Origin of the sequence: Devosia sp. RR2S18 (assembly GCF_030177755.1) — a bacterium.
Classification (GTDB): domain Bacteria; phylum Pseudomonadota; class Alphaproteobacteria; order Rhizobiales; family Devosiaceae; genus Devosia; species Devosia rhizosphaerae.
In genome coordinates this window covers 3,498,051-3,517,299 of the sequence record NZ_CP126539.1, presented here as the reverse complement: position 1 = coordinate 3,517,299, position 19,249 = coordinate 3,498,051, and the positions used below count along the sequence as shown (strand labels likewise).

17 protein-coding genes are annotated in these 19,249 nt (G+C 63.5%); 10 read left to right on the top strand and 7 right to left on the bottom strand.

The features are described 5' to 3' along the window. Nucleotides 1-196: 196 nt before the first annotated feature. Both QOV41_RS17320 and pdeM read left to right on the top strand, forming a co-directional pair. Nucleotides 197-2,686 (top strand): ligase-associated DNA damage response DEXH box helicase, encoded by a 2,490-nt coding sequence (locus tag QOV41_RS17320; protein WP_284578068.1) that lies wholly within the window; start codon nt 197-199, stop codon nt 2,684-2,686. Further along, entirely contained in the window at nt 2,683-3,390 is a 708-nt protein-coding gene (gene pdeM / locus QOV41_RS17315) for a ligase-associated DNA damage response endonuclease PdeM (RefSeq protein ID WP_284578067.1), read from the top strand. The genes QOV41_RS17320 and pdeM overlap by 4 nt, the downstream gene beginning before the upstream one ends. On the opposite strand, the gene QOV41_RS17310 is transcribed toward pdeM, so the two are convergent. The 3 genes from QOV41_RS17310 to QOV41_RS17300 all read right to left on the bottom strand — a co-directional run bounded on the left by QOV41_RS17310 (nt 3,387) and on the right by QOV41_RS17300 (nt 8,793). After that, nucleotides 3,387-4,148: a TIGR02186 family protein gene (locus tag QOV41_RS17310; protein ID WP_284578066.1), complete on the bottom strand. Its 762-nt coding sequence runs from the start codon at nt 4,146-4,148 to the stop codon at nt 3,387-3,389. The two genes, pdeM and QOV41_RS17310, sit on opposite strands and share 4 nt — an antisense overlap. After that, entirely contained in the window at nt 4,148-5,071 is a 924-nt protein-coding gene (locus tag QOV41_RS17305) for a sulfite exporter TauE/SafE family protein (protein WP_284578064.1), read from the bottom strand. Before QOV41_RS17305 ends, QOV41_RS17310 begins: the two co-directional genes overlap by 1 nt. Before the next feature lie 149 nt (nt 5,072-5,220). After that, on the bottom strand, nt 5,221-8,793 hold the full coding sequence (locus tag QOV41_RS17300; protein WP_284578063.1) for a peptidoglycan-binding protein: 3,573 nt from the start codon (nt 8,791-8,793) through the stop codon (nt 5,221-5,223). Nucleotides 8,794-8,974: 181 nt separating this feature from the next. Here QOV41_RS17300 and QOV41_RS17295 point away from each other — a divergent pair, with 181 nt between their 5' ends. Further along, nucleotides 8,975-9,646, top strand: a complete 672-nt coding sequence (locus QOV41_RS17295; RefSeq protein ID WP_284578062.1) for a response regulator — start codon at nt 8,975-8,977, stop codon at nt 9,644-9,646. On the opposite strand, the gene QOV41_RS17290 is transcribed toward QOV41_RS17295, so the two are convergent. Further along, nucleotides 9,643-11,262, bottom strand: a complete 1,620-nt coding sequence (locus tag QOV41_RS17290) for a hybrid sensor histidine kinase/response regulator (RefSeq protein ID WP_284578061.1) — start codon at nt 11,260-11,262, stop codon at nt 9,643-9,645. The two genes, QOV41_RS17295 and QOV41_RS17290, sit on opposite strands and share 4 nt — an antisense overlap. Nucleotides 11,263-11,409: 147 nt before the next feature. Between QOV41_RS17290 and mscL the strand changes: the two genes are divergently transcribed. Together mscL and QOV41_RS17280 are read left to right on the top strand one after the other, a co-directional pair. After that, on the top strand, nt 11,410-11,883 hold the full coding sequence (gene mscL, locus QOV41_RS17285; RefSeq protein WP_284578060.1) for a large conductance mechanosensitive channel protein MscL: 474 nt from the start codon (nt 11,410-11,412) through the stop codon (nt 11,881-11,883). A gap of 208 nt (nt 11,884-12,091) precedes the next feature. After that, complete coding sequence (locus QOV41_RS17280) at nt 12,092-12,727, top strand: response regulator transcription factor (protein ID WP_284578059.1); 636 nt, start codon at nt 12,092-12,094, stop codon at nt 12,725-12,727. A 10-nt stretch (nt 12,728-12,737) separates the two neighbouring features. On the opposite strand, the gene hemA is transcribed toward QOV41_RS17280, so the two are convergent. After that, a complete protein-coding gene (gene hemA / locus QOV41_RS17275) occupies nt 12,738-14,018 on the bottom strand; it encodes a 5-aminolevulinate synthase (RefSeq protein WP_284578057.1) in 1,281 nt (426 codons plus the stop codon). A gap of 312 nt (nt 14,019-14,330) precedes the next feature. On the opposite strand from hemA, the gene QOV41_RS17270 reads away from it, so the two are divergent. The 3 genes from QOV41_RS17270 to QOV41_RS17260 all read left to right on the top strand — a co-directional run bounded on the left by QOV41_RS17270 (nt 14,331) and on the right by QOV41_RS17260 (nt 17,204). Further along, nucleotides 14,331-15,629, top strand: a complete 1,299-nt coding sequence (locus QOV41_RS17270; protein ID WP_284578056.1) for a hypothetical protein — start codon at nt 14,331-14,333, stop codon at nt 15,627-15,629. A gap of 21 nt (nt 15,630-15,650) precedes the next feature. Beyond that, nucleotides 15,651-16,421, top strand: a complete 771-nt coding sequence (locus QOV41_RS17265) for an SDR family NAD(P)-dependent oxidoreductase (RefSeq protein WP_284578054.1) — start codon at nt 15,651-15,653, stop codon at nt 16,419-16,421. 117 nt (nt 16,422-16,538) lie between these two features. Continuing rightward, nucleotides 16,539-17,204 carry a YiaD family glycine zipper/OmpA-like lipoprotein gene (locus QOV41_RS17260; RefSeq protein ID WP_284578053.1) on the top strand — a complete coding sequence of 222 codons (666 nt, stop codon included), beginning with the start codon at nt 16,539-16,541 and terminating at the stop codon, nt 17,202-17,204. Nucleotides 17,205-17,257: 53 nt separating this feature from the next. Here QOV41_RS17260 and QOV41_RS17255 read toward each other — a convergent pair whose 3' ends face one another. Next, complete coding sequence (locus QOV41_RS17255; RefSeq protein ID WP_284578051.1) at nt 17,258-17,557, bottom strand: hypothetical protein; 300 nt, start codon at nt 17,555-17,557, stop codon at nt 17,258-17,260. After that, complete coding sequence (locus QOV41_RS17250; protein WP_284578050.1) at nt 17,557-17,820, bottom strand: hypothetical protein; 264 nt, start codon at nt 17,818-17,820, stop codon at nt 17,557-17,559. Before QOV41_RS17250 ends, QOV41_RS17255 begins: the two co-directional genes overlap by 1 nt. Nucleotides 17,821-17,973: 153 nt before the next feature. On the opposite strand from QOV41_RS17250, the gene QOV41_RS17245 reads away from it, so the two are divergent. Continuing rightward, nucleotides 17,974-18,363 (top strand): PRC-barrel domain-containing protein, encoded by a 390-nt coding sequence (locus tag QOV41_RS17245; protein WP_284578048.1) that lies wholly within the window; start codon nt 17,974-17,976, stop codon nt 18,361-18,363. A 143-nt stretch (nt 18,364-18,506) separates the two neighbouring features. Beyond that, nucleotides 18,507-19,244: a DUF4336 domain-containing protein gene (locus QOV41_RS17240; protein ID WP_284578047.1), complete on the top strand. Its 738-nt coding sequence runs from the start codon at nt 18,507-18,509 to the stop codon at nt 19,242-19,244. Nucleotides 19,245-19,249 lie beyond the last annotated feature (5 nt).

The window sequence follows — 19,249 nt, the reverse complement described above, 5'->3', positions numbered from 1 at the left end:
TGGCTCTGTTGGGGGATCATATAGGCTGGATTGTGATTTTAAGAAGGTGCCGCTTGCCAGAATTGTGTCTGATCGGGACCCCCACCCTGCCTCCCCCAGGGAAGGGGAGGAGAAGGGGCGGTGGTGGTGGCACCATCTTGCACCCATCACGGGGTCTCACCTCCTCCTCTGAGGGTAAGGGAGAGTGAGGACCTCTTTGAGCGCGCCTCTCTTGCCCCCTGTCATCGCCGACTGGTTTACGGCCAAGGGCTGGGCGCCGCGAGAGCATCAGCTCGACGTGCTCGCCTCCTGGCAGGCAGGGGCCTCGGCACTGCTCATCGCGCCCACCGGTGCTGGCAAGACGTTGGCCGGCTTCCTGCCCACGCTTACCGATCTGGTGGATGGCGAGTTCGAGGGCCTGCACACCCTCTATATCTCGCCGCTCAAGGCGCTCGCGGTGGACGTGCAGCGGAACTTGACCACGCCCATCACCGAAATGGGACTGAGGATCAAGGCCGAAACGCGCACCGGCGACACCCCAGCGGCGCGGCGCGCCCGGCAGCGCACCAACCCGCCGCACATCCTGCTCACCACGCCCGAGCAATTGGCGCTGCTTATCAGCCATCCCCATGCGGACCTGCTGTTTGGCTCGCTGCGCCGGATCGTGCTCGACGAGCTGCATGCCCTGGTGACCTCCAAGCGGGGGGAACTGCTGTCGCTGGCGCTGGCGCGCATTGCTCGGCTGGCACCGAACCTGCGCATCACCGCGCTCAGCGCGACCGTGGCCCGCCCAGATCTGCTGCGCGACTGGATCGCCCAGCCGGTGCAAGAGGCGCCGACCCAACTCCTCGCCACCACCGGCGGGGCGCCGCCGGAGCTGGAAATCCTGCAAACAGCTGAACGCCTGCCCTGGGCAGGGCACTCGGCCAACTATGCCCATCGCGACCTCTACGAGGTCATCAAGCGGCACAAGACGACACTGCTTTTCGTCAACACCCGCTCACAAGCCGAGATGCTGTTCCAGGGCCTCTGGGCGATCAATGACGACATGCTGCCCATTGCCCTCCACCATGGCTCGCTCTCGGTCGAGCAGCGCCGCAAGGTGGAGGCGGCGATGGTGGCGGGCACTCTGAAGGCTGTGGTCTGTACTTCGACGCTCGATCTGGGCATCGACTGGGGCGATGTCGATCTGGTGGTGCAGGTGGGCGCCCCCAAGGGTAGCTCGCGTATGCTGCAGCGCATCGGCCGCGCCAATCACCGGCTGGACGAGCCCTCCCGCGCCATCCTCGTGCCCTCCAATCGGTTCGAGGTGCTCGAATGCGAGGCGGCGCTGGAGGCGGTGGCCGAACGGCACCAGGATAGTGAGGACCCCATCGCCGGCGGCTATGATGTGCTCGCCCAGCACGTGCTTGGCATGGCCTGCGCGGGCCCGTTTCGGGCCGACGACCTCTATGACGAGGTGCGCCGCGCCTGGCCCTATCGCGACCTGCCGCGCTCCCAATTTGGTCGGGTGCTCGATTTCGTCGCCACCGGCGGCTACGCGCTGCGCGCCTATGAGCGCTATGCGCGGCTGCGGCAGACGCCAGAAGGGGAGTGGCGTATCGCCAATCCGCAGGTGGCTCAGCAATACCGGCTCAATATCGGCACCATTGTCGAGGAGCCCATGGTCAAGGTGCGCCTGGTGCGCGGCCGCGGCTTCAAACGCGGGCAGACCACGGGACCGATCGGCCATGGCGGGCGCGTGCTGGGGGAGATGGAAGAGTGTTTCTTCGGTACTCTCCTGATCGGGGACACCTTCATGTTCGGCGGCGAGATCGTCGCCTTCGAAGGCATGAAGGACAACGAAGCCTATGTCAGCCGCGCCCAATCGGCCGACCCCAAGATACCTTCCTATATGGGCGGCAAGTTCCCCCTTTCGACCTATCTCGCCGAGCGGGTGCGCCGCATCATGGATACGCCAGAGGACTGGTCCAAGCTGCCCGACCAAGTCAGCGACTGGCTGCGCCTGCAGCGCGATGTGTCGGTGGTGCCGCAGCGCGATAGTCTTTTGGTCGAGACCTTTCCGCGCGGCACGCAGAACTACATGGTCTGCTATCCCTTCGAGGGCCGCTTGGCGCACCAGACGCTGGGCATGCTGTTGACGCGGCGGCTAGAGCGGGCCCGGGCGCGGCCGCTGGGCTTCGTAGCGTCCGAATATGCGCTGGCCGTCTGGGGGCTGGGTGACCTCTCGGCGCTGATCCGCACCGACCGGCTGTCGCTCGACGATCTTTTTTCCGAGGACATGCTGGGCGACGACCTCGAGGACTGGTTGGATGAATCCGCGCTGATGAAGCGCACTTTCCGCAATTGCGCGATCATCGCCGGGCTGATCGAGCGTCGCCATCCGGGCAAGGAAAAGACCGGCCGGCAGATCACCATGAGCTCGGACCTGATCTACGATGTGCTCTACCAGCACGAACCCGACCATATCCTCATCCAGGCGACGCGGCGCGACGCAGCGCGCGGGCTGCTTGATATCGGGCGATTGGGCGACATGCTGCGGCGCATCCGCTCCCATATCGTGCACAAGCCCCTGGAGCGGATCTCGCCCCTCGCCGTGCCGGTGATGCTCGATATCGGTCGTGAGCCGATCTACGGGGAAGGCCGCGAATCAGCTATGGCGGAAGCTGCCGACGAATTGATGCGCGAGGCCCTGGGCCGCAGTTGAGCCAGATCCTATATCGAGCCGAGATCAGGGAGACCCCGCTCCTGCGCTTTGCCGGCCACAATTTCGAACCCCTGCCGTCTGGTGGCCTCTATTGGCACAGCCAGGAGACGCTGCTGGTCGCCGATCTCCACTTGGAAAAGATGAGCAGCTTTGCCCGCAAGGGGCATATGCTGCCGCCCTATGATACCGGGTTGACGCTGGCGCGGCTGGAAGCGGATATGCGCCGCACCGGCGCGCAACGAGTGGTGGCGCTCGGCGACAGTTTTCATCGCGACGAGGGCACGACGACGCTGATCGAAACCGATCGGGCGCGCATCGATCTGTTGACCGACCTGTGCGAATGGCTCTGGCTCTCAGGCAATCATGATCCGCGTCCGCATGCCCTGGGTGGCCAGTGCCGGGCGGAAGTGGAACTCGCCGGGCTGACCCTGACGCATGAACCGCGACGGGGTACCATTGGGCTGATGGCCGGGCACCTCCACCCCGCAGCGCGGGTTCATATGGAGGGTCGCACCAGCCGGCGCCCCTGTTTCGTGCACGACAACCGGCTGATGATCCTGCCCGCCTATGGCGCCTCGGCAGGGTCGATCAACATCATGTCCCCGGCATTCACCGGGCTTTTTAACTGGGCGGGCCTTGAGGTCACCATGCTGGGCAAGGGCCGCACCTATCCGGTCAGCCCCAAGCGGCTGGTCGCCGGTTAGCGCTTGAAGAGCACGCCGCCCAGCCAGCCGGTAAACAGCGCGAGCAGGACGGTGAAAAGGCCATAGACGAAGGGCTGCTGGGCCGCGGAAATCGCGAGAAACCGCTCAAAGCCGATCTTGCGGACCGCAAAGCCCTGCGTCTGCCGTGCCACCAGCTCACCGTTCTTGAAGGCATAGATCTGCGCCACATAGGGGCCGGGCGGCGCGTCGCTGGGCAGGGTCAGCCGCGCCGAGTAGAAGTTCTCGGCCAGGAAGTTGACCCCGTTTTCGTTGACGCCGAAGAGGCCCCGCTGGGTCATCAGCCGCACCAACTCGCGGCCGAAGACGGCGGTTCGCCACCATCCCGCATCGGTAGGCACGAGGGTCAGCGCCTCGGGCAGGATGTAGTTGGTGGTCAGCGTGGTGATGTCGGTGATCTCGCGCAGGCGACCGCTCGACAGCACTTGGAAGAAGCTGGGAAAGTTGCGGAACGCCACCTCGTCGGTGTTGAACCAGATCCCGAAATTGTGCGTCATTTGCCGCGCCACGCGGGTCTGGGTCGGCCCCACCACGGCAATGACGATATGGAACGGCCCTTCGACACTCCGCTCCTCCGAGCCCGCATCGGGCGCGATGGTGCCAAAGAAGGTGAGGCGTTCGCCATCGAAGCTGGAGGTGATCTCCACCAAATCGTTGGAGACCTGCGAGACGATGCGAACCGCCTGGGCGGGCACCGCCAGCACGACAAAGGCTAGCAAGGCGAGGAGGAGGCGCGCCATCACAGACCTCCCATCACGGCCATGCTGAACGGGTCGCCCGGCGGTAGGACGAGCGTCAGGCCAAAGCGGATGGCGACGGCCAGCACCAGCAGGGCCAATAAGCCACGAAGCTGCTCACCGCGCAGATATTTGCCGGCGGAGGCGCCGAACTGGGCGCCTGCGGTGCCCCCGACCATCAGGCAAAAGGCGAGGAGGATATCCACGCTCTGGCTCTGCACGGCATGGAGAATGGTGGTGGCGGACATCATTGCCACCACCTGGGCCAGCGACGTGCCGATCACCACATTGCCCGGTACGCGCAGCAGGTACACCAAGGCCGGCACCATAATGAAGCCGCCGCCGATGCCAAGGAGCGCGCCGACAAAGCCGATAAAGACGCCGATGGTGAGCACCGGCAGCACGCTGATATAGAGCCGGGATTTCTTGAAGCGCACGCGCCAGGGCAGGCCGTGCATCCAGTTGTGCTGGTTGGCCTGACGCTCCCGCACGACTACGCCTTGCCGGCGCTTGAGGATCGACCGCACGGATTCATTGAGCATCAGCACGCCCACAAAGCCGAGCAGCACAAGGTAACCGAGCGAAATCACCAGATCCAATTGCCCGGAGCGGCGGAGCAGGTCGAAAGCGGCCACGCCCCCAAAGGCGCCGATAATGCCCGACACAACGAGATAGAGCGCAAGATGGAGGTCGATGCCGCCGCGTCGATAATGGCTGAGTGCACCCGAGGTGGATGCCGCAACAACCTGGCCGGTCACCGAGGCCACGGCGACGGGCGACGGCACTCCCGAAAAGATCAGGAGCGGCGTCAGCAGGAAGCCGCCGCCGATGCCGAACAGGCCGGACAAAAAGCCGACGGCCCCTCCGATCCCCACGAGAAAGAAGAGGTTCACGGAAAGCTCGGCGATCGGCAGATAGACCTGCAAGACCTCTGGTTCCGTTCTAAAAAGACGCCGGCTCATCCTAAGGGAGCGAGCGTCAACAATGAGTCAAAGGCTCCGGCCTTTCGGACGGAACCTTCTGATTTGGCTTAGGTCTCGATCCGTCGCTTGTCAAACGACGGTTCGGTGTCGTTCTAGACGGGCTGGCTGCCGAGCACCGCCAGGAGGCGTGGATTGATGGTGCCGCTCTCGCTCATGCCAGTCGCCCGCTCGAAGCTCTTGATGGCGTCGATGGTCTTGGGGCCGGCAAGTCCGTCTGGCGTGCCGACATCGAAGCCGAGCTTGGTGAGCGCCTGCTGGACGCGGGCGACCACCTCCTTGCTGGTGATCGCTTCGCCGGGGTCAAAGCTCTCCGACCAGGTGCCGAGGGGGGCATAGTTGACCGCCAGGTCGATGGGCTGGGCCTTCCATGCGGCGACTTCGTCATCGAGGCGGCTGACCGCTGCGGCATTGAGCGACTTGGCAATGTCGTCGCGCGCCTTGCCCGCGTCCCCATCGCTTGCAATGGCGGCCAGCGAGAACCATTTGTAGCTCTGCTCGAAATCCTGCACGACGCCGAGCCCGCGAGCATAGAGCATGCCCAGATTGAACTGGCTGTCGGTCATGCCGCGGTCGGCGGCCTTTTCGAACCACTCGGCGGCAGCTTCGAACTCCTGCTCGCCCAGCTGGCCGCTGGCATAGAGAGCCGCCAGATTGTGCATCGCCATGCGGTTGCCCGCTTCGGCACTGCGCTGGTACCAAAGCTTGGCAACCTCTAGGTCCTTTTCCACGCCCTGGCCGGCTTCATAAAGATTGCCCAGGCGGTACTGCGCCGGAACGAACCCCTGCGCGGCAGCGCGTTCGTACCACTTGGCGGCTTCGACATGGTCCTGCGGTAGAGCGCGGCCTTCGGTGAAGATGGCTCCGACCTCGAACTGGGCACGGGCGTCGCCATCGGCTGCGGCCTGGCGCAGTTCGGTCGGACCGAGTGCTTCGGGTGGCAGCTCGAAAGGTTCAGCAGGGTCTGAGGCAGGAGGGATGCTGCCGGTGAACTCGGGCGCTAGACCGGTCGGTACCGCAGGCGTTACCTCAGCTGGAACAGGATCAAGCGGCGCCTGTGAGGTGCTGGCGAATAGCGTCGGCGGCATTGGCGTTTCCGCCACAGCCTGGCTGAAGCTCATCCGCTGCGAGGGATTGATCGAAGCTGTCTCGGTGCTGTCGACCATGTCGATGACGCGCGGCTCAGGCGCGACCAAGGATACCTCTTCGGCAGCGTCCGCTGCGGGCTCAACCGTGGAAGACAGCTCGGGAGAAACTGGGGCGGGCGCCGGAGCGACACTTTCGAGCGGTGCGGGAGTGGCTGGTTGCGCCTCGTTGGCTCGCTGCATGACGAGGTTCAGCGCCAGCATGGAAACGGCCACGAGCGTTGCGGCGAGAAGCAGCGGCCGGCGGTGCCGAACGAGGAAGTTCGGTTGCTGCGGCGCGTCTTGCTCCATCCCGGCGACCGGAGCGGCCGTAGCGGGCGCCTTGGGTTGCTTGACCTGCTTTTCCTTGACCGGTTTTTTGGCCTTGGCAGGCTTTTCAGCTGGAGCGGCAGTGTCGTCTGCCTTTGTCTCGACTGCAGCTTGCCCCGGCATCACCCGCGAGAGGGCACGGCTGATCAGCGAGTTTCCGCTTGCCGCCGGAGCGGGGGTTTCCTGCCGCGCCTGCTGAGCCCGCCGGGCGGCGGCCACAAAGGTGCTGGTGCTGTTGGGCGCCGGCGCCACCACGGGCGCTGCGGCGGCTGGCGGCGGGGGTGGAGCGGCGAAGGGATCGGCCTCTGCCGGGTGGAAGCTGGACTGCGGCCGGGGCGGCGGCTCGACGGCGGAAAGATCGAATTCATGGCGCTGTGGCGCCGTGTTGGCAGAGCTGCCCTTGTTGTGGGTCTTGGCCTCGAGCGCTGCCCGGATGGGGCCTTGCTTGAACCCCGGATCTACCAAAGGAGCGTCATCGGCCGGATTGGCCGGCATGGAGTCGCTCCGGCCAGTGGCACTGGGGCTCGAGAGCGCGCTCAGCATGGCATCTAGGCTGGTGCCGTCCCGTTCGGTCACGGGTTTTGCGGGCGCAGCTTCGCGCCGCGGGGCGGCCGGTGCATCGGGTGCACGTTCCTGCCGTGCCGCCAAAGCTGCTTCGAGACGCGTCAAACGCTCAGCTGTTTCCTTGCCAGCGGTGTTGAAGAGCGATGCCATGCGCTGTTCCAGCGCATCCATGCCGTCATCGCTTATGGCAGACTGCGGTGCCGGCGCCGCCTTGGAGACGGCCTCAGAAGTCTTCTCGGCAACGAGCGTCGCCAGCTTTTCAAGATCGGGCGCTTTGCCCGCTGTCTTGATCAATCCGGCGAGCCGATCCTCGATGCTCTTGAGGCTGTCGGGACCGAACATAGCCACGGGAGCCGGGGCCTTGCGGGTCACCGCCTCGCTGGTGCGCTCGGCCACCAGCGTTGCCATGGCTTCGAGATCTGTGGGCTCACCCTGATGGGACGAATAAAGCTTGGTCAGTCCGTCGAGCTGCGCGCCGGTCTCGTTCATGCGCTGCATCAGCAGCTTTAGCTGGCTTTCGACCTGTCCCGTATCGGCGGGCACCATCTTCTCGGAAAGGGCTTCTATGCGGTCTTCAATACGCTGGAAGTGCGGCTGCATGCCGGCCAATACTGCGTCGCGAAGCGCGCCCACATCCTGCTGGAGGGCGCCGATCTCGGCGCCGGCACCTTCGAAGTCGGCGATACGCGCGGCCAGTGCGTCGACCTTGGCGACGAGCTTGCCCGGAGGCATGTCGCGTTCCTGCATAGCGCGGCTGAACGCAGCCATTTCTTCGGTCAGGCGCTCGAAGTCAGCCGAGGAAATGGCGGTGTTGCGCTCGATGGCATCGATACGGTCATAGACCGCGCGGACGTTTTCCTCGATCGACTGCATGGCCGGCGTGAGCATCGACGCCGTGTCGACCGTTTCGATCGCGGCGCGTTCTTCGCGCACGATCTCGCGTTCCATCTGCTGGACCTGGAGCTCAGCGAGCTTGCCCACAGTGGCCGAGACATCGTCGAGGCGCTTGTTGACAGCGCCGAGGTCCACCCGGGGCGTATCTTCGATCATCGCGCCGAGGGCGGCTATCTGGGCTTCGAGGCGCTTGACCTGGCCGGTCTCGCCAACGGCGCCGGCGAGGAGTTCGACCACATGGGTCAGTTGTTCGACCTGGGCTGCGACCTCGCGCACGCCGTCCTTGCCAGACCGCTGCGACTTGAGCTCACTTTCGAGCCATCCGAGCCGATCCGAGATACCGCCCACCAGTCGGCCCAACTCGCGGAATTCGGGCATGTCGGCTGGGCGGCTGCCCAAAGCTGCCGCTGAGCCCGACATTTGCCGGCCGCGGATCTCGGCGATGGCGTCGGTCAGCGCATCATTGTCGATGCCCGAAGTATCCTCGTCGCGGTCGCTGAAGCGGTCAACGGCGCGTTTGACGGTGCGCAGGGCCTCGCGGCGGCGCAGGGTGGGCTCGGGGCCTTCCACCTGGTCGCGCAGATGGCGCATACGCTGGGCGAGACCGGACAATCCGGGCTCCGGCTCGCGTTGCGGCGCCAATCGTCCTTCCACCTGATCGAGCAAGGCGACCAATTCGCCGCGCAGCGCCTGCCACTCGCCCGGTTGCGGATCGTGTGATGCGGGCAGTTCCTGTTGCCGGTAAGCGCGGGCCATTCGGTAAGTCCCTGTCTGTGACTAGACGGAGCCCTCGCGATTGCACACGAAGGTCTAAGCCTCACTCTTGGGAAAACATGGTAAAGAACCCGTTAAGCACTGCTGCAATATGCAACAACTATGGGCGCATAACCTGTTTACATGCCCACAATTGCTTGCCCAGGAGGAATCGGCCAGCCCCATGACCCGCCGCCGCATCATCATCGTCGACGACCATCCCCTGTTCCGCGCAGCCCTGCGCCAGACCTTGGCCGTGGGCGACACCACCGTCAATGTCGAGGAAGCGGGCGACCTCAACAGCCTCTCGGCGGCGCTCGACGCCGACCGCGATTGCGACTTGGTGCTGCTCGATCTCAACATGCCGGGCGTGCGCGGTTTCTCGGGGCTGTTGCTGCTGCGGGCGCAATACCCCGATATTCCGGTGATGATCATCTCGGCGGTGGAGGACAGCACCGTCATCCGCCGCGCGTTCGAGCTGGGTGCCGCTGGCTATATCCACAAATCGGTTGGACCCACCGAGATTCGCCGGGCGATTGAGACGGTGCTGGCGGGGGAAGTCTTCTTGCCCGCCGGAACGACGCTGGGCAGCGATGACAATCACACCGCGCTGATGCGCCGGCTCTCGACCCTGACGCCCCAGCAGGTGCGGGTGCTGATGATGCTGAGTGATGGCTTGATGAACAAGCAGATTGCCTATGAGCTCTCGATCTCCGAGGCGACCGTCAAGGCGCACGTATCGGCGATCCTGCAAAAGCTCGACGTCGACAGCCGCACCCAGGCGGTGATCGCCGCCGCGCGGATCGAGGAAGGTCAATTCGAGGCGCTGTTCTCGACCGGCGCCGAAAAGGCCTAGCCGGCGCGCTTGACGGTGCGCCCGCTCTGGCTGGCCATGCCGCTGATCAGTGCCCGCAGGGCCGCCGGCTTCACTGGCTTGGTGATCACTGGAATGCCGCGATCCTCCGCCAGCGCGCGGACGGCGGCGCTCCGGTCGGCGGTCACCAGGGCGGCGGGCAAATGGGCACCCAGATTGTGCCGGAGCCACTCGATGGCATCGAGCCCCGAGGTCTGGTCGAGATGGTAGTCCATGAGGACGAGGTCGGGATACCAGCCCTCGAGTAGCCGCTCGCGGTCGATCTGCTTGAGCGAGAGGGCGCCGCGCACATCGCACCCCCAATGGCTGAGCAGGCCATCCATGGCTTCGAGGATCGCTCTCTCGTTGTCGACGCACAGCACCTTGAGATCGAGCGTGGTGAAGCTGGTTTCGGGGGCGACGGGCCCTGTCTCCTCGGCAGTGCGGCTCGGCCGGGTGATGGGCAGGTAGAGCGAGAAGCGCGACCCGCGCCGCTCCTGGCTGTCCACTTCGAGCGACAGGCCCAGCGCCGCGACGAGGCGCTGGACGATGGAAAGCCCCAGCCCCAGGCCCTGCGCCATGCGCGCGCCCCGCTCGAGCCGGGAGAACTCGGCAAAAAGCAGCCGATGCTGGTCGCGGTTGAACCCGATGCCGGTATCGATGACGTCGAGCCGCAGCCGCGCGCCGCGCCGGCGCAACCCCACCAGCACCTTGCCGCCGGGCATGGTGTATTTGATGGCGTTGGAGACAAGGTTCTGCACGATGCGCCCCACCAGGGTCCGGTCGGCCAGCACGGTGGCTGCCGTAGGCACGATGCGCAGCGAGATATTGCGCTCGCGCGCCATGGGTCCGAACTCCACCTCGATCTTGCGCAGCAGTTCGCGCGCCGTCACGGGTGCCGGATTGGGCCGCAAGGCGCCGCTATCGATGCGGGAAATGTCGAGCAGGGCCGACATGATGTCCTCGACCGCGGTCAATGATGCCTCGATGGAGTTGGCGAGATCGGCCAGCCCCGTGCTCTTGGCGCGTTCGATCAATGTCGAGGTATAGAGCCGAGCCGCGTTGAGCGGCTGCAACAGGTCGTGGCTGGCCGCCGCCAGAAAGCGGGTCTTGTCGTGGTTGGCGGCGTCGGCCTTGGCGCGGGCGGTCTCCAGTTCCGCATTGACGCGCGTCAGCGCCGCCGTGCGTTCGGCCACGCGCCCTTCTAGGGTCTGGTTGACGCGCTCCAATTCCTGCTCGGCATGTACGCGCGCCGTCACGTCGGCAACGCTGATGACGAGGCCCCCATCGGGCAAACGACTGGAATAGAACTCCAGGGACTGCCCCGAATCGCCGACGCGCTGCGTCACCGAATTGGGCGCGCCGGTGATGCGCTTGATGCGCTCGATGGCAAGGCCGGCCGGATCGCCTGGCCCGAAGTCGCCGCGGTCGCCGAGAAAGATCGCGATATCAAATAGTGGCGTGCCGGCGCGGGCGAGATCCTCGGGCAGGGCCAGGAGGCTATTGTAACGCTGGTTGGAGGCGACCAGGTGCATGCCCGCATCGAACACCGCGACCCCTTGCGGGATATGGTCGATCGCCTGGATCAGGCTGCTGGCAGCGTTGTGGGAAGAGGCCATGTCACGTGCGTGCTGAGTTCGATGGATCCAACTATCTGCCGCTCCGATTGCGCAAGCAAGGCCGCCCGCGTAACCATCAGGCCTGCTTCGCCGAGACGGTGGAGGGTTCAGGACCTGCGCGGCAGCCGCGCCAAGACGAGAGAGACAATGTTCAAAGAATTCCGCGATTTCGCCGTCAAGGGCAACATGATCGATCTAGCCATCGGCGTCATCATCGGCGCCGCCTTCGGCGCCATCGTCTCATCTATCGTCGACGACATCTTCATGCCGCTGATCGGCCTCGTCATCGGCGGCATCGATTTCTCCAACCTCTTTATCGTCCTCTCCAACCCTCAAGGGATCGAGGTATCCTCGGTAGCGGCGGCCCAGGAGGCGGGGGTTTCCACGCTCAATATCGGCCTTTTCATCAACGCCGTGGTGAAGTTCCTGATCATCGCCATGGTGCTGTTCATGGTGGTCAAGGGCATCAATTCCCTCAAGCGCGAGGCTGCCAAGGAGCCAGTCGAGGAGTCTGCCTCACCCAGTCGAGAAGAGGTGTTGCTGACCGAAATTCGGGATGCATTGCGGGCAAGACCGACGAATCCGACGGGAACTCAGCCTGATGAAAGTCCTTCTACCTAGGAACTTTGTCGTTGACGCGCGGAACCTAGGGAAATATACCTAATTTTACGGAGGGTAGTACGTGTTCTACCGTATGTTTTGTTCAGTACCGGCATGGGGTAATGAACGTATCCCTACGGGATTTTGCTTCAGCCTCAGGGATTAAGGTTCTTGGAAACCCTGTAATACAGGTTTAAACTGGATGGATAGTCTGAAGGGGGAAAGACTAGTGGAAGAGCAAATCTACTACCATCCGGTGCTGAACCGAGATCGACTTGTCCACATCGTTGACACAGATCCGTCCGCCTGCGAGGCGTTGAGTGTTCTTTTTCGCCTCGAGGGTTTCCAGACCACCTTTTCTGTAGATGCAACCCAGTTTGTCAGCGCCCTCGAGCGCCGTATGCCAGACTCTGTGGTGCTCAATCTCAAGCTCGGCGGGGATAGTGGACTGGTGCTGCTCCGGCGCATCAAGGCCATGCGCACGGCAACACCCGTGTTCATGATCGCCGATGGTCCACAGGTCAACGAGGCGGTTGCTGCCATGAAGCTGGGCGCAACCGATGTGATCAGCAAGCCTATCGACACCGAGCACCTGCTGGGTGTGGTGCGCGAGGCGCTGCAGCGCGATGTTCATCTGGGAACGATCAGTTCCGGCCGGCGATCGGTCGAGGTGCGCGGTTTTGCCAAGCTCACAGCCCGGGAACGCGACGTGCTGCAATTGATCAGCAATGGCCTTTCCAACAAGGAAGCGGGCCGGCAGCTGGGCATTTCGCCCCGTACGGTGGAAGTGCACCGGGCGCGCATCATGGAAAAGCTCGGTGCCAAGAACACCGCCGATTTGATGCGGATTGTCCTGACGGGTTGAGAGTTGCCGCTCAGCCGCCCGTGGTCGGCAGGGTCAAGTCGCCCGAGGTCAGCTTGCTGGCGGTAATCGCCGCATCGGCGCGCTCGCGCGGCAGCTCCAGGCTGGTCCAGACGCTGACCAGCGCGTGCCGCAGCGCAAAGATCATCTCGTCGGTATGGAGCGGGGTCGGCGTAATACGCAGCCGCTCGGTGCCCTTGGGCACGGTTGGATAGTTGATCGGCTGGATATAGATATTGTGCTTGTCCAGCAGCATATCGCTGGCCGCCTTGCACTGGCGCGCATCCCCCACGATCAGCGGCACAATATGGGTTTCGGTTTCCATCACCGGCAGGCCAGCATCGGCCAGGATCGCCTTGGTGAGCTTGGCCTGGCGCTGATGCATGATGCGTTCGTGGTCGGAGGCCTTGAGGTGTTCGATCGAAGCGCGGGCCGCAGCGCAGAGCGCCGGGGGTAGGGAGGTGGTAAAGATGAATTCGGGCGCATAGGAGCGCACGGCATCGATGATCGCGCGGTTGGCGGTGATATAGCCGCCCATCACGCCAAAACCCTTGGCCAGCGTGCCTTCGATGATGTCGATCCGGTCCATCAGGCCGTCGCGCTCGGCGATGCCGCCGCCGCGTGGGCCATACATGCCCACGGCATGCACTTCATCGATATAGGTGAGAGCGCCGAATTCCTCGGCAAGGTCGCAAATCTCCTTAATGGGAGCGACATCGCCATCCATCGAATAGACTGACTCAAAGCAGATGAGCTTGGGGCGCTTGCGATCGGTTGCCGCTAGGAGGTCGCGCAGATGGGCGACGTCGTTGTGGCGGAAAATGTGCTTCTGCATGCCCGACTGGCGCACGCCCTGGATCATGGAGGCGTGGTTGAGCTGGTCCGAAAAGATGACGCAATCAGGCAAGAGGCGGGCAATGGTCGAGATCGCCGCCTCGTTGGAGACAAAGCCAGAGGTGAAGACCAGAGCGGCTTCCTTGCGGTGCAGATCGGCAAGCGAGCGCTCCAGCTCCACCAGCGGTCGGTTGGTGCCCGAAATGTTGCGGGTGCCGCCCGAGCCGACGCCCAACCGTCCGGCGGTTTCCTGCATGGCCGAAACTGTGCAGTCGTGCTGGCCCATACCGAGGTAGTCGTTGGAGCACCAGATGGTAATCTCGCGGGCATTGTCGGCTTCGTCGCGATAGAGCGCGCGCGGGAAACGACCCGCAATGCGCTCGAGATCTGCGAAGACCCGGTACCGCTTCTCGGAACGCAGTGTGTCCACTGCTTCTTCGAATATGCCGCGATAATCCATGAAATGTTCCTTTGCGCCGTGCTGCACCGCATGGAGCGCTGCAACGCTCAGCCTTACATAGTGCCGCTGGGGCTGCCTTGACCTAGGTCAATTCGCCGCGCGACCCACCGTCTCGCCTTTCGCGACCGGTTTCGAAGTTGAGAGCCATTCTAAAGTACTCGACTGCGTCTGCCAATGCGCCAATGGCGCACATCTGCTGCCCCAAAATGGCAGAAATGACACGCTGGTAACTGCACCTGGAGTGCCTAGTTGCTGCTCCGCCGCGGAACTTATAGCATCAAGAAAATGCCGCATTTGGGCAGGGAGGTAATCTTGGACAATCTTCAGGCAAGCGCCGCGGTCGAACAGGAAAAAGCACTGCAATGGGCGGCCAAGGCCGTTCGCAAGAATCCACAGGCGCTGTTCACCAACTTTCAGTGGTTCCTCTACAAATCCAAGAACACCGTCTACTTCACCGCCTTCTCCAAAACGGCGTTCGATAAGGCAAGCTTGGGCAACTTCGTCGCCGAGATGGTGTCGTTGGCGCCGCAACTGACGCATGGCTTTGTGGGCGCCCTGCCGGGGCAGCCTTTCCCCAAGCACATCCTCGACGCCATCACCTCGGTGACCGAGGTCGATGATTTCGAAGGCTATCCCGACAAATGGCTGGGCAAGGGTCTCGACATTTTCGAGCGCAAGGACCTGCCCCTGTTTCGCGTCTATGCCATCACCCGCCGTGGCGGACCCGACGAGAAGGGTCATGCCTCCATGGTGCTCGTCCGCTCCAGCCATGCTTTGCTGGAGGGGCAGGATTCCTCCTTGCTGACCCGCTCGCACTCGATTGCCCGCACCGCGGCGCCAACCTCCAAGTCCAAGGCCAAAATCCCGCTCAAGCGCCGTGCCGGTCTTGCGCTCGGCTCGGTACTCATGGCCTCGGTGCAGTTGATTTTCGCCCATGCCAAGCCGGTGCCCGAGAAAAATCTGGGCTTCAAGTCGTTGGCGCTCGATCGGGCGCGCATTCGCGCATTGGCCAACCGCATGGGCGTGCGGCAGCGTTCGCTGATGTTCGGGCTCATTACTCAGGCGCTCAATGTAGCCGAGAAGGGACCCAGTGCTGAGGTCATCACGGCGGCCTACACCATGCTGGACAACGCCCAGCGCACAGAGGCCGATGACGACCAGTTCCGGGTGCGAGCGCTGCGCACCAAGTTTCCGGTGAAGTCCGACTTTGTGGAGTATGTGCGCAGCATCGACCAGACGCTCACCGAGGTAGAGGCCAAGGACACGACCACCTTCCAGCTGGTGATCATGGGCATGTTTGCCCTGCACCGGAAGATCTCGAAGGTTCTGCCCTTTCTCTATGGCGACCGGCTGTTTCGCTTCAATCAGGCGACCGACGTGGTGCTAACCCTGGTGCCGCCGCACCGCATGTATGGCAACATGACGCGCGATCTGGTGGAGCCGGTCTATGTCGGCTCGTTCCACCCCAGCGCGAACCTTTGCACCTTCGTGCCCAATCGCGAATACATCACACTGAATTTCGCCATGGAGCAGCATTTCCTCGACCGCGTCGACTATATCGTCACCCTGCTGGAAGCCACCGAGAATCGTGATATTCAGCCCGCTTCCTGACCCAAGCGTCTGAGGCAGCACGTGACCGAATTCGCCCGCTATCCGAGCCTAGCCGGAACGCCCGTCGTCATCTCTGGGGGTGCCTCCGGTATAGGAGAAAGCCTCGTCCGCCATTTCGCCGCGCAAGGCAGCAAAGTGGGCTTCGTCGATATCGCCGCCGAGGCCGGTGAAAATCTGGCGGCCGAACTGACCGAAGCTGGCCAAACGGTGCGCTTCACCCGCTGCGACATCACCGATACCGAGGCCTATCAGGCTGCTATTGCCGGGTTCGCCGAGGCGCATGGCGACGCATTGGTGCTGGTCAACAATGCCGCCCATGACGAGCGGCACGACTGGGCCGAGGAGACCTCTGCCTCTTGGGACCAGCGCATCGCGGTCAATCTCAAGCACGCTTTCTTCGCCATCCAGGCGGTCGCCCCAGGCATGGTCAAGGCGGGGCGTGGCTCGATCATCAATACCGGCTCGATCAGCTGGATGATCATGGCACCGCGTATTCCCATCTATGAGGCGGCGAAGGCCGCAACCCATGGCCTCACCCGCGGCATGGCGCGAGAACTGGGCAAGTCGGGCATTCGGGTCAATACGCTGGTGCCGGGCTGGATCATGACGCAGCGCCAACTCGACAAATGGCTCGACGCGGCGGGCGAAAAGCAAATCGAGGAAACTCAGGCGTTGGCTGGGCGCGTCTACCCTGAGGATTGCGCGCGCATGGCGCTGTTCCTCGCGGCCGAAGACAGCCGCATGATCTCGGCGCAGCAGTTTTTGGTCGATGGTGGTTGGGCCCACGTCTAGGGGCGGTTAACACCTCGTTCAGAGATCGTTCATCCGCCGTTCAGCCAATTTTGTTAACCACGGTCCTGCCGTAATCAGCCGCCACCAGCCGGCTCTTCATCCTTCAGGGGGATTCACATGAAATCCAAGCTTCTCGTCGCGCTTGCCGCGACCCTGGCGCTGAGCGCCTGCACCACCACCGATCCGTTCACGGGCCAGTCGCAGCTTTCCAACACGACCGGCGGCGCCTTGATCGGCACCGGCGGCGGCGCGCTCGCGGGTGCCCTGGTCGGCGCGGCAGTGGGTGGCGATCCCCGCGTAGGCGCCTTGATTGGCGCTGGTGTTGGTGGCCTCACCGGCGCGGCCGTGGGCAACTACATGGATCAGCAGGAAGCCGAATTGCGGGCGCAACTGCAGGGCACCGGTGTTTCGGTGACCCGTGTTGGTCAGCAGATCATCCTCAACATGCCGTCCAACATCACCTTTGCCACCGATCAGGCGGCGGTGCAGCCGCAGTTCAACCAGACCCTGGTCTCGGTCGCGCTGGTGCTCAAGAAGTTCGACAAGACCATCGTCGATGTCTATGGCCACACCGACAGCCAGGGCGACGACGCTTATAACCTGTCGCTCAGCCAGCGCCGTGCCGTTTCGGTTGCGACCATCCTTGCCAGCCAGGGCATCGACCAGCGCCGCTTCTTCATCGAGGGCAAGGGTGAAACCAGCCCGATCGCGTCCAACGCCACCGAGGCAGGCCGCGCGCAGAACCGGCGCGTTGAGATCCAGATCGCACCGATCAACGGCTAAGACGCGACACTCCAATTGGGAAAGCGCGGCCATCGAGCCGCGCTTTTTTGCATCTAGAGGGCTGAATCTACCGGTGCGACCACTGGCTCGGCAACGGGGGAGTTGGGGCGGACATCGGTACCCGGGGCGCCGTTAAAGAGCTGCAAGATAAAGAGCAGCGCGACCACGATGGCGAGACCTAACAGGCCATACATCCACCAATTGGTTGGGCCCGTCGCGCCAACCGTGCCCTCCTCTTCGCCCGCCACCTTGATGGTCGAGCCATCAGGCACATCGATGCGGGAGCCGTTCTCGTCGACCAGCGAATCTACCTGGGCCACGCGCGGGGCTGGTTGCTGGGGCGTTGTTGCCATTAGTAGTCTCCCCGGATCACGGTGTCCGAGTTGACGCCGTTTTGGACGCCCAGGCGCACTTCCTCGATGGCCGCATCGATTTCGGCGGCGTCGAAGCCCACATGGGTGTCGTCGCCCTCCTGCTGGGCGCCAGTCACGTCGGCCTTGAGTTGGTTCAGCAGGTCGATTTTCTCGCGGGCCGTCAGCAGGCTGTTATGCGCTATCTTCATGGGGGAGACCTTGTCCTTGCCGCCCGCCCGATTGATGAGGCTGTCGAATACCATGATCGACTCCTAACATTGCTTGCGGGGCACATGCCCCCTTCGCAAGGACTAATGCCGGCCCCGGATCGAGGTTCCCCTTCCGGCCCCGCTGACTTCGCAACTCCGATGGGGGCCATGCGTTTAAGTTGTATCCCTAAACTGAGGAGAACGACGATGGCTTACGAAGATGTACGCAATCGCGACGCCGATGTGACGGAAACCCACGATCTCATCGCTTCCGATAAGGTCGAGGGCACCAAGGTCTATGATCCCAAGGGCGAGCATATCGGCTCGATCGAGCGGATCATGGTCGAGAAGCGCAGCGGCAAGGTATCCTATGCGGTACTGAGCTTTGGCGGCTTTCTGGGCATCGGCCACGACCACTACCCACTCCCCTGGAGCAAGCTCGAATATGACGAGAGCCTAGGCGGTTACCGGGTCGGCGTGACCCGAGAGCAGCTTGAAGGTGCTCCGCGTTATGGCGCTGAAGACGACGACTACTGGACGGCCGAGAACGGCCGCCGCGTCTACGATTATTACGGCGTGGCCCCCTATTGGATCTAGGCCGGAGAGCTAAGACCGAATGCGACTGGCCGGCGCCCACAAAGGCGCCGGCTTTTTTGTTGGGCGCGTGCCCGCGGATAAGCGGCGCAACTGCTAGCGGTGTGGAGTTGTTGAGCGGTCAGCCAGCCCCAAGGAGACTGCCCGTGCCGGAGATTACCTACCCGCCCATCGATGTTCTCAAACCCGTCGCCGAGCATGTCTGGATTGTTGACGCAGGCCCCATGAAGGCTATGGGTGCGGTGCCCATCCCGGTGCGAATGACTGTGATCCAGCTCGACAACGGCGCCCTTATTCTTCACTCCCCTACTCAGTTCAGTCTCGCTCTCAAGGAGCGCCTGGAGGCGGTGGGTCCCATCTCGCATCTGGTGGCGCCCAGCACCACGCACTGGTCGTTCATCAAGGAGTGGCAGAGCCATTGTCCCGACGCGATCTGCTGGGCCATACCCGGACTAAAGGAGCGTCCGGCCGTACAAAAAGCGGGCGTACGAATCGACCGGGTGTTCGATGAGGCTATGCCATTCCCCTGGACAGGCGAAGTCGAGACGGTGATCGTCCGTGGCAAGGGCGTCAGCGAAATTGCCTTGTTCCACGGCCGGAGCCGCACGCTCGTGCTCACCGATCTCGTTGTCAACATGGAGGCAGAGAAGATGCCGCTGCCGATCCGGCTGGGGGCGACCCTGGCGGGTTCAACTGCTCCCAATGGCAAGGCACCTGCCTATGCGCGTGCTGCTTACAAGGCGGGTGGCAAGGAGGCCGAAGAAGCCGCCGCCAAGCTGGTCGCCTTCGCGCCCGAGCGGGTGATCTTTGCCCATGGCGCCTGGTTCGAGAAGGACGGCACGGCCAGGCTCGAGAAATCCCTGTCCTGGCTGCTGCCGTCCTAGTCTTG